Consider the following 14,981-nt stretch of genomic DNA (forward strand, 5'->3'; position numbering starts at 1 on the left):
CCAGCATTATAAACTCGACTCAACTGCTCTCTGACAAGTGCCCGAACGACAGATGTCACAACCCGCCCCCGCCGTAGCGCAAGCGCCCCTCGTGATCCGGCCCAGCACCGACGCCGACCTTCCCGCCATCCAGGCCATCTACGCCCACGCTGTCGAGCATGGCACTGGCACCTTCGAAACCGAAGTCCCGAGTGTCGATGAAATGGCTCGCCGCCGTGCCGAGGTGCTGGGGCGCCAACTGCCCTGGCTGGTCGCCGAGCGCGACAGCGAGGTGCTGGGCTATGCCTACGCCAACTACTTCCGGCCTCGCCTGGCCTATCGTTTCTGCGTCGAAGATTCCATTTACCTGGCCCCTGCGGCCCAGGGGCAAGGTGTGGGTCGGCTGTTGCTGGCCGAACTGATCGCGCGCTGCGAGGCGGCGGGTTCGCGCCAGATGCTCGCCGTCATCGGTGATGCGAACAATGCCGGCTCCATCGGCGTGCACACGGCGCTGGGCTTTCAGCACACGGGCGTTCTGAAGAGCACCGGCTGGAAATTCGGTCGCTGGCTGGACGTGGTGCTGATGCAGCGCACACTCGGTCTCGGCGATAGCGCGGCAGCCGAATGAGCGCGGTCAAGCACAAGGCGCTGGCGACATGGCTGGCGTTGCTGGTGGGCGTCTTCGGCGTCCATCGCTTCTACCTGCACGGCTTGAAAGACCGCTGGGGCTGGGCCTTCCCCCTGCCGACGCTGCTGGGGCTCGCGGGCCTGCAGCGCATGGAGCACCTCGGTCAGGATGACCGCGTGGCCTGGGTGCTGATCCCGTTGCTGGGCATCAGCCTCGTGGCGGCCCTGCTCGGCGGCATCGTCTATGGGCTCACGCCCGATGAACGCTGGAACGAGCGCTTCAACGGGGGGCGTGCGGTGAGCATCGGCGGCTGGCCGGCCGTCATCGGCGTCGTGATCTGCCTGTTCATCGGCGGCACGGCGCTGATGGCGACCATCGCCTTCAGCGCCCAGCGGTACTTCGAGTCCCAGATCGATCAGTAGAGCGCGAAGCTGATCCAGTAGCAGACGCCGGCCATCAGTGCGGCGGCCGGGATTGTGAAGATCCATGCCCACACGATGCTGCCGGCTACGCCCCAGCGCACGGCCGACGGCCGCTGCACCGAGCCCACGCCGACGATGGCGCCGGTGATGGTGTGCGTGGTCGACACCGGCACGCCCAGCGCCGTCGCGAGGAACAGCGTGATCGCCCCGCCCGTCTCGGCGCAGAACCCGCCCACCGGCTTGAGCTTGGTGATGCGCTGACCCATGGTCTGCACGATGCGCCAGCCCCCGAACATCGTGCCCAGGCCGATGGCGATGTAGCAGGCCACGATGACCCAGTTCGGCGGCGCCTTGTCGCCGGCGCTGACCATGCCAGCCGCGATCAGCAGCATCCAGATGAGGCCGATGGTCTTTTGCGCGTCATTGCCACCGTGGCCCAGGCTGTACAGGCCGGCCGAGACCAGCTGCAGCCGCCTGAACCAGCGGTCGATGCGAAGCGGCGACTTGTACCGGCACACCCAGGCCACGATCACCATCATCAGCGAGCCGAGCAGGTAGCCCAGCAGCGGCGAGATGACGATGAAGGCCACCGTCTTCCAGATGCCCCCGGCCACCAGCGCCGAAGGCCCGGCCTTGGCGACCACAGCACCGGCGATGCCGCCGATCAGGGCGTGAGATGAGCTGGACGGAATGCCCCACCACCAGGTAATGGCGTTCCAGGCGATGGCACCGATCAGCGCGCCGAACACCACGTGGTGATCGACGATGCCCGGCTCGACGATGCCCTTGCCGATGGTAGCGGCCACCTTCAGCTGGAAGAAGGCGATGGCCAGCACGTTGAAGAAGGCGGCGAACAGCACGGCCTGCTGGGGCTTGAGCACCCCAGTGGACACGACGGTGGCGATGGAGTTGGCGGCGTCATGGAAGCCGTTCATGAAGTCGAACAGCAAGGCCAGCACGACGAGCAGGGCCACCACCCAGAAGGCGATCTCAGCGGATGCCATGGGGCTCGGTCAGGAGTTCTCGAGGACGATGCCCTCGATCAGGTTGGCCACGTCCTCGCAGCGGTCGGAGATGGACTCCAGTTGCTCGTAGATCGCCTTGAGCTTGATGAGCTCGCGCACATCCGCCTCTTCACGGAAGAGGCGCGACATCGCCGAGCGCATGACGCGGTCGGCATCGGATTCGAGCCGGTCGATCTCTTCGCAGGTCTTGAGCGCCGCTTCCGTGGTGGCAGGCTTGCTCAGGTTGGGCAGCAGCGTGACGGCGTGTTGCACACGCTCGCAGCAACGCACCGACAGCGTGGCCAGTTGCAGAACCTGCTCGGGCACGGCGCGCACGTCGTAGAGCGACAAGGTCTCGGAGGAATCCTGCAGCAGGTCCAGGATGTCGTCCATCGCGTTGATCAGGCCGTGGATCTGCTCGCGGTCGATGGGCGTGATGAAGGTGCGGTGCAGCAGGCGGTTGACCTCGGCCGTCACCCGGTCGGCGGCGTGCTCGGCCTTGTCGACCTCATCCGCGTACTGCTGGCGCAGCGTCGGGTCTGCGTAGTTTTCGATCATCTTCTGGAAGGCGCGCGCACCTTCCAGGATGAAGCCACCGTGCTCATTGAAGAGCTCAAAAAAATTGCCCTCACGGGGCAGCAGCTTGCCAAACAACATGGCCATCCTTGGATTTCTGGAAGGCGCGGAGTTTACCGGGCTCTGTCACATCTTCGTCACAGCTCCGTCACACATGCGCTCCGGCGCTACAGGCACCCCATGAAATGCAGGCCCGCCGCACCGAGCACCGCGCTCAGCAACAGTGCCGGCACCGCATAGGCGTGGAAGAGCCGCCAGGCTCGCGCGTCGCCCGACATGCGCAGAGCGATCAGGTTGGCCAGCGAGCCCACCATGAAGCCGAAGCCCCCGACATTGACGCCGTAAGCCAGCACCCGCCAGTCCGCGGTGTACTCCGACAGCGCGATCGCCGCCGGCACGTTGCTGATGAGCTGGCTCGCGCCGATGCTCACGAGGTACAGGTTCAGGGGTTGCTGCAGATCCAGCCCCGCCATGGCGTCCTTCACCGCCGGCAGCTGGGCCAGCAGGCGCAGGTCGATGAACATCAACGCGAACACCAGCAACAGCCCCCAGTCCAGGTCCAGCACCACCCGGCGATGCCCGACGAGGAAGAGCACCAGCAGTACGGCGACGGCCCACGAAGCGTGCCCGAAGTCAGCCGCCACCAGAAAGGGCGCATACAGGCAAGCCGACAGCCCCAGCAGCCGCCCGTCCAGCGGCGTCTCCGGCGCCGGCGTCAGATGAACCTCCCGGCGTCCGAATGCCACCCAGGTCAGGGCCGCCAGGCCCACCAACAACGCAGCCACCAGGGGCGCCTGGTGGCCCATGAACTCACCGAAGGACACCTTCGCAAGCTGCCACAGGAACAGGTTCTGCGGATTGCCGATGGGCGTGAGGGCGGAGCCCGCATTGACCGCCAGCGCCTCGAACACGATCAGGCGGGTCGACGGCAGGCTGGTCAGGCGACAGACGCCCAAGGTCAGCGGCACCACGACGAACAGGGCGACATCATTGGTCAAGACCATCGACAACACCGCCGCGGCGAGCACGAGGCTGAGCGCGATCGCACGCTCGCTGGGCATCGCGCGCACCAGCCGCAGGCCCAGGCGCTGCAAGACACCGCTGAGCTCCAGCCCCTTGGTCAGCAGCAACAGCCCGGTCAGTGCTGCGAGGGTGCCGCCGTCCACCAGGGAGGGGTAAGCGGCGATGGGCGTCGGCGACGCGCCAGCCAAGACCAGCAGGGCCGCCAGCAGGATCAGGAAGAAGCGATCCCCGGCCAGCCCCCGAAACACCCGCAGCAAGGCTTGCATCAGCACGCGAGCGAGCCCATCAAAGGGACAAGGGGCCCAGGCGCTCGATGCGCTGGCTGGCCCAGTCGTGGCAGCGTGCGAGGTGGGCCAACTCAGGCGCGATCTCCATCAGGGGCCGCAGCACGAACGCACGCTCACCCAGGCGAGGATGGGGCAGCGTCAGGCGCGCGGTATCCAGCACGACATCACCGTACAGCAGCAGGTCCAGGTCGAGGGTGCGCGGGGCGTGGCGGTACGGCCGCTCGCGCCCGTGGGCCAACTCGATCGCCTGCAGGGCATCGAGCAAGGCCATCGGCGCCAGTTCGGTGTCCAGCGCCGCGACCGCGTTGACGAAATCGGGCCCTTCGGCATCCACCGGGGCACTGCGCCAGAGGCTGGACAGGGCCACGACCTGCGTCTGCGGCAGCGCAGCGAGATGCAGTGCCGCCTGGGTCAGCGTGGCGCCGAGGTCAGCGCCCAGGTTGGCGCCAAGGCCGATGTAGGCGCGCGAGCTCACTCGGCAGCAGGCGTGGCAGGCGAGGAAGCGCCCTCCCCGCCGCCAGACGGCTTGCGACGACGCCGGCGGCGCTTGCGCGCGGGCGCACTGCCCTCGTCACCGGGCTCGACCGCCTCGCCAGACGACTCGGCGGCATCCGCAGCGGCGGCGGTGGGCGCCGGTCGGGGCGCGCGGACCACGCGCGGCTGCTTCTGCTGCGCGGCGCGCGCGTCGGCCAGCAAAGCCTGACGGTCGTCATCGCTTCCGAGCGCGAAGTCTTCCCACCAATCCGCCAAGGCCGGGTCAATCTCGCCGACGTCAGCGCGCAAGCGCAGGAAATCGAAGCCGGCCCGATAGCGGGGCTGCTCGATCAGGCTGAACACGCCCGAGCCGGTGCGGCGCTCAAAGCGCGTCTGCATCATCCAGATCTCGCGCATGTCGGCCGCCAGCTTGCCGCGACCGGAGATGTCGCCAATGCGGGCATCGAAGACCGCATCAATGGCCTGCGCCAGCGCCGGCACGGCGGCCTCGCCTCCAGCGCGGATCTTGTTCCAGCGATCCAGCACCTCGTGCCAGAGCATGCAAGCCAGCATGAAGCTGGGGCTGACGCCACGGCCATCCTGCACGCGGCGGTCGGTGTCCTCGAAGGCCTGCCGCACGAATCGGCCCCGCACGCCCTCTGGCAGCTCACCCGACTCGGTCAGCATGGCGTCGAGCACGGCAAAGACACCCTTGCCGCTGCGGCCAACCAGCCCCAATTTCTTGAGTTGCTCCAGGCTGGCCAGCGAATGGCCCGTCTGGAGCAGCTTGATCATTTCGTCGAACAACCGCGAGGCCGGCACGTTGGCCAGCAGCGGGATGCAGTCAGCCACCGGCGCGAGGGTCTTCTTCTCGAGATGGAAGCCCAGCTTGGCGGCGAAGCGCACCGCACGGATGATGCGGACCGGGTCTTCGCGGTAGCGCGTCTCGGGGTCGCCGATCATGCGCAGCACCTTGGCCTTGGCATCTGCCAGGCCGCCGTGATAGTCGACCACCAGCCGGCGCTGCGGGTCGTAGTACATCGCGTTGACGGTGTAGTCGCGCCGCGCCGCATCTTCGATCTGCGGGCCCCAGACGTTGTCACGCAGCACGCGGCCGCTGGCGTCCACGGCATGCGACTTGCCTTCGAGCTCGCCCTTGGAGGTCTTCTCGTTACCGCTGACCGCCTCGGACTCGGTCGGCAGCGCGCGGAAGGTCGACACCTCGATGACCTCGTGCTCGCGCCCACGGCCGTAGACCACATGAACGATGCGAAAGCGCCGGCCAATGATGAACGCACGGCGGAACAGGCCCTTGACCTGTTCGGGCGTGGCGTTGGTGGCGACGTCGAAATCCTTGGGTCGCATGCCCAGCAACAGGTCGCGCACCGCGCCGCCCACGATGTAGGCCTCGAATCCCGCGTCAGTCAGGGTCTTGACGACCTTCACGGCCCGCTCGTCGAGCAGGTCCGGGTCGATGCCATGAACCTCGGCAGGAACCTCCACCCGCTTGCCTAGCGGACTGGTCTTCTTGCCGCCCGCGGCAGCGGGCTTGCCGAGCAGCTTGTCGATGAATTTCTTGATCATGCAAAAAGGTGCAGCTGGGGCCAGCCGCGCTCGGTCGCCAGGGCCGCAAGGGACGGGCTTGGGTTGGTCGCCACCGGGTGGCTGACACGCTCGAGCAGCGGGAGATCGTTGGTCGAATCGCTGTAGAAGGTCACGCGCTCGAAATCGCGCCATTGTGCCCCGAGGCCCTGCAACCAGGCATTCACCCGCGCGATCTTGCCCTCGCGGAAGCTCGGAATGCCCTCGATCGCGCCGGTGTAACGCCCGTCGGCATCCCGCTGCAGGTCGACCGCAATCAAGTGCTCGACCCCGAAGGCCTGGGCGATCGGCGTCGTCACGAACACGTTCGTCGCCGTCACGATGGCGATCAAGTCTCCTGCAGCACGATGCCTCTCCACGAGGGCCAGCGCCTCGGGGCGCAGCGCCGGGCGCATCACCTCGGCCATGAAGCGTTCCCGCATCGCCAAGGCTTCTGCCAGGGGACGCGCGCGCCACGCCGATGTGGCGAAATCGATGTAGGCCGGCAGATCGAGCGTGCCGGCGTTGTACTGCGCAAAAAACTCGTCATTGCGCCGCCCCCACACCGACGCATCCACCCAGCCCACCTCCACCATGAAACCGCCGAAGGCATGGTCGGAATCGACAGGGATCAACGTCCCGTCCAGATCAAACAGGGTGAGATTCATAAATTGGGGTCAGAGTCCATTTTCTTTTCGCGGCCCTCGCCCGTCTCATCGGCCAGCATGGCCTTGAGCAACGGCAGCGTGATGGCCCGCTTGGTCGCGAGCGCGAACTCGTCCAGCCGCTCCAGCAGCGCCATCAGGCCCTTGAGATTGCGCTCGAAGCGCGTGAGCAGGTAGCCGAGCACGTCATCGCCCAGCAACAGGCCGCGGCGGTCCGCATCCCGACGCAGGGCAGCACGCATCTCGGGCTCGCTCAGGGGTGACAAGGCGAAGCTTGGGCCCCAGCCGAGGCGGGTGCGCAGATCCTCACGCAGCGGCAGGTCAACGGCCGGCGCGTCGGCCGTGGCCACGACGTTGTAGCCCTGCCCTGCCGATGCCACGAACAGCCCGAACGCCGCATGCTGCTGCCCCGCGTCGAAGCGCTGGCAGTCGTCGAGCAGCAGCAGGCTCTCGTGCGCCGGCAGCTCCCAGGGCAAGGGCGTGTCGGCGTCGTACCAGGCGACGCGCTGGCCTGCAGACTGCCAGCGCTCGGCCAAGCCCTGCAGCAGGTGCGTCTTGCCCGATCCCGTGGGCCCCCACAGCAGCACGGGGGGATCGCCCGGCATCAGTCCCATCAGGTAGGCCAAGGCCTCGGCATTCGCGCCGGGCAGGAAGTTGTCGAAGCTGTGCGCAGGCGGCGCCAGCAGGGCCAAAGGGATCTGTCTCATCAAGTGAACAGCGAACTCGCGAGATAGGCCTGATGCAAGCGCCGCGCCGCCACCGCAGCCACCGCCGACAGCGGCAAGGCGATCAACACCCCCACGAAACCCAGCAGGTGCCCGAAGGCCAGCAGCGCGAAGATGACCATCAGGGGACTCATGCCGATGCGCTCCCCGACGAAGCGCGGCGTCAGCACGAAGCTCTCCAGCAGTTGCCCGATGCCGAACACCACCGCCACTGCAAGCAGCCCGTAGAGGCTGGCGAACTGCAACACGCCGGCCAGCAGCGCCAGCAACAGGCCCAGACCGAACCCCACATAGGGAATGAACACCGCCAGGCCCGTGAAGACGCCGATCGGCAGCGCCAGGTCAAAGCCTGCCAGCGCAAGGCCCGCGCTGTAGAAAACTGCCAAGGCCCCCATCACCAGCAACTGGCCGCGCAGGTACTGACCCAGCGTGGCGTCGCACTCATCCAGGAAGCTGCCAACCGTCTCACGGGCCGATGGCGGCACCAGAGCCCGGCCGCGTGCCACGAGAGACGGCCAGTCCGACAGCAAATAGAACAGCACCACGGGCAACAGCACCGCATTGCCAATGAACGCCAGCAGGAAACTGCCGCCGATGCGGGCCGAGCTGAGCACGGTCGACAGCCAGTCTTCGAGGTTGGCATCCAGGTACTTGAGCACGAAGGCCTTGATGCTGGCTGGGTCGAGTTGCATGTGAATGCCGTACTGCGACAACCATGGCGCCAGCTTCTCGTTGGCCACCTTGGCCAGGCCGGGAATCTGCTCGCGCAGCGCCGGCAACTCCTTACTGAGGATGGGCAGCACGAGCAGCAGCAAGGCCAGCAGCGCCAGGATGAAAAGCAACTCGACGATGAAGACTGCCAGCGGGCGAGGCACGCGCCGATTCACCAGGCCCTGCACGGCCGGTGCCAGCGCGTAGGCCAGCACGAGTGCGGCGATGAACGGCGCCAGCACCGGCGCCAGCAGCCACAGCAACAGGCCGCTGCCAAGGGCGACCCCTGCCCAGGCCAGGGCCGTGCGTTGATGTTTGCTGAGGTTCATCATGGGTTGTCAGGCGATGTGCGGGCGCGGATTGTTACTGAAGCGGGGACCGACCTGCGAGCAGCCGCGCCCGTCGCGCCTGCACGGCCGACGCATCGGGTGCGTCCGGTTGCCGGGACAGGTAGAAGCCGAAGTCGTCAGCCGCGGCCACCGCGTTGCCGAGGGCTTCCTGCACCAGGCCGCGGTCGCGCCGCTCCGCCGCGTCGTCGGGCAGCAGCACCACGAGCCGATGGTGAACGGCGAGCTGCCGCGGCAGGTCGCGCGCGGCACGATGAACTTCCTTCAGATTGCGCAGCATGCGCGCCAGGATCTGCCGCTTGCTTGCCGCGCGCAGGAAGAACTCCAGCGGTAGCTCGAGATCGGAGGGTAGCTCACTGCCCTGCCGATAGACAGCCAGCAGCTCGTCCAGGCGCGTGGATGACATCGGCGAGCCGGTGAACGGGTCGATGACGATCTCGCCCAGGCCCATGCGGCACTTGACCAGGAAGTGGCCCGGGAATGCAACGCCGGACGCCCGCAAGCCCGCATGCTCGGCCAACTCCAGCAGCAGCACGGCCAGCGTGATCGGGATGCCGCGCCGCGTCTCCAGCACACGATGGATGTAGCTGTTTTCGGCGGCGTAGTAGTTGTTCAGGTTGCCCGCAAAGCCCAGTTCGCCATGGAAGAACCGGGTTAGCTGACGCAGCCGCTCGGCGGGAACCGTCTCTGCGGGCAGGCGCTCGCGCAGGCGGCGACCGAGTTCATCGACCCGCGCCAGCACCGCCTGGATGTCCAGATGCGGCTCCTCATCCTGGGCGAGGCTGGCCGCCGCTTCGAGCAGGTTCAACCCCTCGTCCTCCGCCACCAACGTGGCAAAGTGCTCCAGTGGCGTCGGCAGGGCGAACTTCATCAGCGTGGCCGCCCCATGGCCCGCGGGCGCATGCCCACGAGCGCCAATGCGCCGAAGTACACGGCGGCACTGGCCGCCAGGCTGGCCGCCATGATGAGGGCCCGCTGAACCTCATGCTGCCCCAGCGCGATCCAATCCAGACGGCTGGCGAGCTGCCACTGCAACAAGCCCATGGCCAGGCAGCCCACGCCCACGCGCAGCGAAAAACTGAACCATCCCGCCTCGGGCCGGTAACTGCCGAGCTTCTTCAACCCGAACAGCAGCCAGGTCGCATTGACCAACGCGCCCAGCCCGATGGACAGCGCCAGACCCGCCACGCCCACCCAGGGCACGAACACGAGGTTGAAGGCCTGGGTCAGGATGAGCACGGCGACTGCGATCTTGGCGGGTGTGCCGGTGTCCTGCCGGGCATAGAACCCGGGGGCCAGCACCTTCACCGCAATGAGGCCCAGCAGCCCGACGCCCCAACCCATCACCGATTGCGCCGTGTGCATCACGTCCAGCGCGGTGAAAGCCTTGCGGTGGTAGAGCACGGCCGTCAGTGGTTCGGCAAACACCAGCAGCGCCACGGCGCACGGCAGGGCCAGCAGCACCACCATGCGCAGCCCCCAGTCCAGCAGACGGCTGTAGCGCTCGGTATCGCCTGCGGCCTGGGCCGAGGACAACTGCGGCGTCAGCACCGCACTCAGGGCCACGCCCAGGAGACCGATCGGGAACTCCATCAGCCGGTCGGCGTAGTTGAGCCAGGAGGTGGCGCCCTCCCCCAGATGGCTGGAGATCTGCGTGTTGATCATCAGCGACAACTGCGACACGCCCACGCCCAACAGGGCCGGCCCCATGTTCACGAGCATGCGCTTGACGCCCGGATGCTGGCTCGACGACCGGAAGCCGCGCCAAGTCCAACGCATGCGGGGCCGCATGCCGATGCGGGACAGCGCCGGCCATTGCACCGCCAACTGCAGCACGCCGCCCAGCATCACGCCGACGGCAATGCCGTAGATGCCGGGCAGGCCGGCACGCTCCAGCGGCCCGATCAGCGCCCAACCACACAGGATCATGCTCAGGTTGAGCAGCACCGGCGACGCCGCCGGCACGACGAAGCGGCGCCAGGTGTTCAGGATGCCGGCGGACAGTGCCACGAGCGACATGCAGCCGATATACGGAAACATGAATCGCGTCATCACCACTGACGCATCAAAAGACTTCGGCGCCAGGCCTGAACCCAGCAGCCAGACCAGCACGGGCGCCGCCAGGATGCCCGTCACCGAGGTGGCGACGAGTGCCCACAAGAGCACGGTGGCGACGGCGTCCACCAGACCATGCGTGGCTTCATCGCCATCGGTGGTGCGACTCGCCGCCAGCAGCGGCACGAAGGCCTGGCTGAAAGCGCCCTCGGCAAACAGGCGGCGCAACAGGTTGGGAATGCGAAAGGCGACCAGAAAGGCGTCGGTCATGCCATTGGCGCCGAACAGGCCCGCCGTCATCTGTTCGCGGATGAGTCCGGTGATGCGCGAGGCCAGGGTCAGCAGGGAGATGGTCGACGCAGCGCGCAACAGATTCATGGCGCGGGATTATCTGTGTCGATACTGGCGGCCCGAGCGAAACTGCAAGACACGGCTTGGCTGATACTCAATTCACATGCTATACTCGCTGTCTTCGCACCAACTGGGTATAGATACAGCATGGCAACCAGCTCCAAAGCCAAGAAGAAGACGGTTCGCCTGGCGTCGGGTCGCAAGCGCGCCCGCCAGGACGTCAAGCTCAACGCCGCGAATACCGCGCTGCGTTCCAAATTCCGCACGGTCATCAAGAACGTGCAAAAGGCCGTGACGGCCGGCGACAAGTCCAAGGCCGCCGAACTGTTCAAGACCGCCCAGGCCGTCATCGACTCTGTCGCCGACAAGGGCATCTTCCACAAGAACAAGGCTGCTCGCCACAAGAGCCGCCTGTCCGCCAAGATCAAGGCGCTCGCCGCCTGATAACCAATCCAGCTCTGGTGCAAGCAACGAGGCCCGCGAAAGCGGGCCTTTTTGTTTGTGCACGGCGCCTTGCGCGACAGGCGTCAGTGCCACTCGCCAGGCTCGACCCCCTGGATGCTGCGATCCCGCAGCCATTCGGCCACGGCACGCGCCACCCACTGCGGGTCGTCCAGCGGCAGGTCGTGCCCCGCCTTGGTGTGCAGCCGCAGCGGCGCCCCCCAGGCACGGCTGATGGACTGCGAGCATCGCCAATCCACCAGCCCGTCCGCTTTGCTGCACAACAGCAGCATCGGTGCAGCAGGCCGCGTGCGGCTCGCACGGAAGCGCACGCTCGCCAGCAACTGCCGCGCCGTATTGCGCACGCCCAGCGGGTATTGGCGCTGCAACTCCACCCAGCGATCAATGACCGCCTGCGGCGGCGTCAGGCGGGTGGTGAGCCGCAAAACACGCTCCTCGCGCATGCGTGCGCTGAAGCGGCTCAATGACAGCAGGAGCAGCCCCAAGTAGTTGAGCGGCTTCGAACGCCGAAACAACTCGCTGAAGGGCCGCAGGCTGGGGTTGATGAGCACACCCGCCTCGACCTCGGTCGGGTATCGATTGGCCCAATCGGTGAGTACGGCCGCGCCCAGCGACATGCCGACCAGCGACACAGGCGCACCAATACCCAAGCGCTGCAACTCGGCTCGGCAGGCGTCGACGATGGCGGAGACTTGCGTCGGGCTGGCCTGCCGCCTCAGCACGCCGGTGCCGGGCAGGTCGAGCAACACGATGCGCGTTGCGGGATGCAAGGCGCGCAACTCACGCAGCAGGTGCTGCGGGAACACGCCCCAGTGGCCGCTGGCGCGGGACAGCCCACGCAGCAGGACCCAGGCAGGCCCTGCCGTCGACGCCGCCAGGGTGGCGCCCTGCGGCGGAGAACTTGTCGCTGATCGGGCTTCTGGAGCAGGCATCGCGCTGGAGCATACCGGCGCCAGCAGCGCCTCAAACTCAGGAGTCTCTCTAGGCGGCGCCACCGCGCCACGCATCACTTGGGCGACTTGCCGCCGGGCTCGTCGGGCAGCAAGCAGGCATCCGCCACCTGCAGGTTGTTGTCCCGCGCGAAGTTCATGACGAAGTCCCAGGCCATGGGCTCCAGGCGGCGGAGTTCTTCATTCACGATGACGCACTTCACGCCATTGATGACCGTGGGCACGCACAGCGGCGAGTAGCCGATATACGCACCGATCCCGCCACGCGCACCGCCGGGCCGGAAGCACGACATCGCACCCGCCAGACGCTCGGCCCAGTCGCTCGGGCGGAAGGTTTTGCCATCCAGGGTCACACCTTGGATGAAGACTTCGCGCGGCGGGGGGGCAACGGTCATGGACAGGGGGCTTCGCGGGTACAGCGGAGCTCCGCTGCCAAAACCGCTATTGTGCCTTGAGCGCGATCCATCTGCTGCGGCGCAGCATTGCGCAGGTCATCGACCCTAGAATCAAAAGCCCACTTTTTCTCACTCTTCATCCGGAGTCCCGATGAACGTCCCTTCCGCGTCCGAGCCCCATGTCATGCCGACCTACGGCCGCCTGCCCGTTGCGCTTTCGCACGGCCAGGGCTGCTGGGTCTGGGACACGGAAGGCCGACGACTGCTCGACGCGCTAGGCGGGATCGCGGTCAACACGCTCGGGCACAACCACCCTCGCCTCGTGCCCGCGCTGCAGGACCAGCTCACCAAGCTGATCCACACGAGCAACTACTACCGCATCCCGCTGCAGGAGCAGCTGGCCGCCAAGCTCTGCGAACTGTCCGGGCTGGCCAACGTCTTCTTCTGCAACAGCGGCCTGGAAGCCAACGAAGCGGCCCTCAAGATCGCACGCAAGTTCGGCCATGACCGCGGCAACACGTCGCCCGAAGTGATCGTCTTCGAAGGTGCTTTCCACGGCCGCTCCCTGGCCACGCTGTCGGCCACGGCCAACCCCAAGATCCAGGCCGGCTTCGCGCCCCTGGTGCCAGGCTTCGTGCGCTGCCCGCTGAACGACATCCCGGCCGTCGAGGCCGCCCTCGCCGCCCATCCCAACGTCACGGCCATCTTCCTGGAGACCATCCAGGGCGAAGGTGGCATCAACCCGGCGCGTGTCGAGTTCCTGCAGGCCCTGCGCCGGCTGTGTGACGAGCGCGACCTGCTGCTGATGTTGGACGAGGTGCAGTGCGGCATCGGCCGCACCGGCAAGTGGTTCGCCCACCAATGGGCCGGCATCCGCCCGGACGTGATGCCCCTGGCCAAGGGCCTGGGCTCGGGCGTGCCCATCGGTGCGGTCGTGTGCGGCCCGCGCGCTGCGGGTGTGCTGACGGCAGGCAACCACGGCACCACCTTCGGCGGCAACCCGCTGGCCATGCGGGCCGGTGTCGAAACGCTGAAGATCATGGAAGAAGACGGCCTGCTGGCCAATGCCGAAGCCGTGGGTGCCACGCTGCGTGGCGCGCTGGCCGAGGGCCTGGCGGGCGTGGCCGGCGTGGTGGAGATCCGCGGGCAAGGCCTGATGCTCGGCATCGAGCTCGACCGCCCCGCCGGCCCGCTGCTGGGCCAGGCCCTGGAAGCCGGCCTGCTGATCAGCGTGACCGCCGACCGTGTGGTGCGCCTGCTGCCGCCGCTCATCCTGACGCATGACGAAGCGCGGCAGATTGCCACGCTGCTGGTGCCTCTGATCAAGGCCTTGCTGGCCCAGCCCAAGCCATGAAGCCCGGGGACTCGCTGATGCGCCACTACCTCCAGTTCAAGGACCTGCGGGCCGAGGAATACGCCCATTTGTTCGACCGCGCCGCCATCATCAAGCGGCGCTTCAAGAACTACGAGAAGTACCAGCCGCTGCAGGACCGCACGCTGGCCATGATCTTCGAGAAGGCCAGCACGCGCACCCGCGTGAGCTTCGAGGCTGGCATGTATCAGATGGGCGGCTCGGTCGTTCACCTGACCACCGGCGACAGCCAGCTCGGCCGCGCCGAACCCATCGAAGACTCCGCCCGTGTGATCAGCCGCATGGTGGACATCGTGATGATCCGCACCTTTGAGCAAAGCAAGATCGAGCGCTTTGCCGCGCACTCGCGCGTGCCCGTCATCAACGGGCTGACCAACGAATACCACCCCTGCCAGATCCTGGCCGACCTGTTCACCTTCATCGAGAACCGCGGCATGGACCGGCGCGGTGCGATCGACATGGACTGCCTCAAGGGCCGCGTCGTGGCCTGGGTGGGTGACGGCAACAACATGGCCAACACCTGGCTGCAGGCGGCCGAGATCCTCGGCTTCAAGGTGCATGTGAGCACGCCCAGCGGCTATGGCGTCGACCCGGCCATCGCGGGCGTCAAGGACGCCAGCTGCTACCGCGTCTTCAAAGACCCGCGCGAAGCCTGCGAAGGTGCCGACCTCGTCACCACGGACGTCTGGACGAGCATGGGCTTCGAGGCCGAGAACGAGGCCCGCAAAGCCGCCTTTGCCGACTGGTGCGTGGACGCCGCCATGATGGCCCGCGCCAAGCCGGACGCCCTCTTCATGCACTGCCTGCCCGCCCACCGTGGTGAAGAGGTGAGCGCCGACGTGATCGACGGCCCGCAATCGGTCGTCTGGGACGAAGCCGAGAACCGCATGCACGTGCAAAAGGCGTTGATGGAATACCTGCTGCTGGGCCGCATCGGCTGACCCCGCACGCCGCGCCGACGCCAAGCAAAAAGC

Annotated in this window: 17 protein-coding genes; 5 read left to right on the forward strand and 12 right to left on the reverse strand. The window is 67.1% G+C overall.

The features are described from left to right. Positions 1-52 precede the first annotated feature (52 nt). The gene (locus tag CDO81_RS01205; protein ID WP_088481342.1) at positions 53-607 is read left to right on the forward strand and encodes a GNAT family N-acetyltransferase; all 555 of its coding nucleotides are present in this window, start codon (positions 53-55) and stop codon (positions 605-607) included. Then, the gene (locus tag CDO81_RS01210; protein ID WP_088481343.1) at positions 604-1,029 is read left to right on the forward strand and encodes a TM2 domain-containing protein; all 426 of its coding nucleotides are present in this window, start codon (positions 604-606) and stop codon (positions 1,027-1,029) included. The genes CDO81_RS01205 and CDO81_RS01210 overlap by 4 nt, the downstream gene beginning before the upstream one ends. Here CDO81_RS01210 and CDO81_RS01215 read toward each other — a convergent pair. From CDO81_RS01215 to murJ, 10 genes are all read right to left on the reverse strand, one after another. Further along, entirely contained in the window at positions 1,023-2,033 is a 1,011-nt protein-coding gene (locus tag CDO81_RS01215) for an inorganic phosphate transporter (protein WP_088481344.1), read from the reverse strand. The two genes, CDO81_RS01210 and CDO81_RS01215, sit on opposite strands and share 7 nt — an antisense overlap. A gap of 9 nt (positions 2,034-2,042) precedes the next feature. Further along, positions 2,043-2,690, reverse strand: coding sequence for a DUF47 domain-containing protein (locus CDO81_RS01220; protein ID WP_088482390.1), 648 nt, complete (start codon positions 2,688-2,690; stop codon positions 2,043-2,045). Positions 2,691-2,776: 86 nt separating this feature from the next. Continuing rightward, positions 2,777-3,898: an SLC13 family permease gene (locus CDO81_RS01225; RefSeq protein ID WP_088481345.1), complete on the reverse strand. Its 1,122-nt coding sequence runs from the start codon at positions 3,896-3,898 to the stop codon at positions 2,777-2,779. A 19-nt stretch (positions 3,899-3,917) separates the two neighbouring features. Next, positions 3,918-4,394, reverse strand: a complete 477-nt coding sequence (gene folK / locus CDO81_RS01230) for a 2-amino-4-hydroxy-6-hydroxymethyldihydropteridine diphosphokinase (RefSeq protein ID WP_088481346.1) — start codon at positions 4,392-4,394, stop codon at positions 3,918-3,920. Beyond that, on the reverse strand, positions 4,391-5,977 hold the full coding sequence (gene pcnB / locus CDO81_RS01235) for a polynucleotide adenylyltransferase PcnB (RefSeq protein WP_088481347.1): 1,587 nt from the start codon (positions 5,975-5,977) through the stop codon (positions 4,391-4,393). Before pcnB ends, folK begins: the two co-directional genes overlap by 4 nt. Next, positions 5,974-6,642 carry a histidinol-phosphatase gene (locus CDO81_RS01240; protein ID WP_088481348.1) on the reverse strand — a complete coding sequence of 223 codons (669 nt, stop codon included), beginning with the start codon at positions 6,640-6,642 and terminating at the stop codon, positions 5,974-5,976. The genes pcnB and CDO81_RS01240 overlap by 4 nt, the downstream gene beginning before the upstream one ends. Next, positions 6,639-7,346, reverse strand: a complete 708-nt coding sequence (locus tag CDO81_RS01245; protein WP_088481349.1) for an HdaA/DnaA family protein — start codon at positions 7,344-7,346, stop codon at positions 6,639-6,641. The genes CDO81_RS01240 and CDO81_RS01245 overlap by 4 nt, the downstream gene beginning before the upstream one ends. Further along, positions 7,346-8,404 (reverse strand): AI-2E family transporter, encoded by a 1,059-nt coding sequence (locus CDO81_RS01250; protein ID WP_088482391.1) that lies wholly within the window; start codon positions 8,402-8,404, stop codon positions 7,346-7,348. Before CDO81_RS01250 ends, CDO81_RS01245 begins: the two co-directional genes overlap by 1 nt. Positions 8,405-8,438: 34 nt before the next feature. After that, positions 8,439-9,293, reverse strand: a complete 855-nt coding sequence (locus tag CDO81_RS01255; RefSeq protein ID WP_088481350.1) for a SirB1 family protein — start codon at positions 9,291-9,293, stop codon at positions 8,439-8,441. Next, on the reverse strand, positions 9,293-10,855 hold the full coding sequence (gene murJ / locus CDO81_RS01260; protein WP_088481351.1) for a murein biosynthesis integral membrane protein MurJ: 1,563 nt from the start codon (positions 10,853-10,855) through the stop codon (positions 9,293-9,295). Before murJ ends, CDO81_RS01255 begins: the two co-directional genes overlap by 1 nt. A gap of 120 nt (positions 10,856-10,975) precedes the next feature. Between murJ and rpsT the strand changes: the two genes are divergently transcribed. Beyond that, positions 10,976-11,272, forward strand: coding sequence for a 30S ribosomal protein S20 (gene rpsT / locus CDO81_RS01265; RefSeq protein WP_088481352.1), 297 nt, complete (start codon positions 10,976-10,978; stop codon positions 11,270-11,272). An 83-nt stretch (positions 11,273-11,355) separates the two neighbouring features. On the opposite strand, the gene CDO81_RS01270 is transcribed toward rpsT, so the two are convergent. Both CDO81_RS01270 and CDO81_RS01275 read right to left on the reverse strand, forming a co-directional pair. Further along, positions 11,356-12,222 (reverse strand): alpha/beta fold hydrolase, encoded by an 867-nt coding sequence (locus tag CDO81_RS01270; RefSeq protein ID WP_158218128.1) that lies wholly within the window; start codon positions 12,220-12,222, stop codon positions 11,356-11,358. Between the two features lie 74 nt (positions 12,223-12,296). Further along, entirely contained in the window at positions 12,297-12,635 is a 339-nt protein-coding gene (locus CDO81_RS01275) for a DUF3579 domain-containing protein (RefSeq protein WP_088481354.1), read from the reverse strand. A gap of 151 nt (positions 12,636-12,786) precedes the next feature. Here CDO81_RS01275 and CDO81_RS01280 point away from each other — a divergent pair, with 151 nt between their 5' ends. Then, entirely contained in the window at positions 12,787-13,989 is a 1,203-nt protein-coding gene (locus CDO81_RS01280; protein ID WP_088481355.1) for an aspartate aminotransferase family protein, read from the forward strand. Continuing rightward, positions 13,986-14,948 (forward strand): ornithine carbamoyltransferase, encoded by a 963-nt coding sequence (gene argF / locus CDO81_RS01285; RefSeq protein ID WP_088481356.1) that lies wholly within the window; start codon positions 13,986-13,988, stop codon positions 14,946-14,948. Before CDO81_RS01280 ends, argF begins: the two co-directional genes overlap by 4 nt. Positions 14,949-14,981 lie beyond the last annotated feature (33 nt).

The organism is Roseateles puraquae, from assembly GCF_002205845.1.
GTDB classification, from domain to species: domain Bacteria; phylum Pseudomonadota; class Gammaproteobacteria; order Burkholderiales; family Burkholderiaceae_C; genus Pelomonas; species Pelomonas puraquae.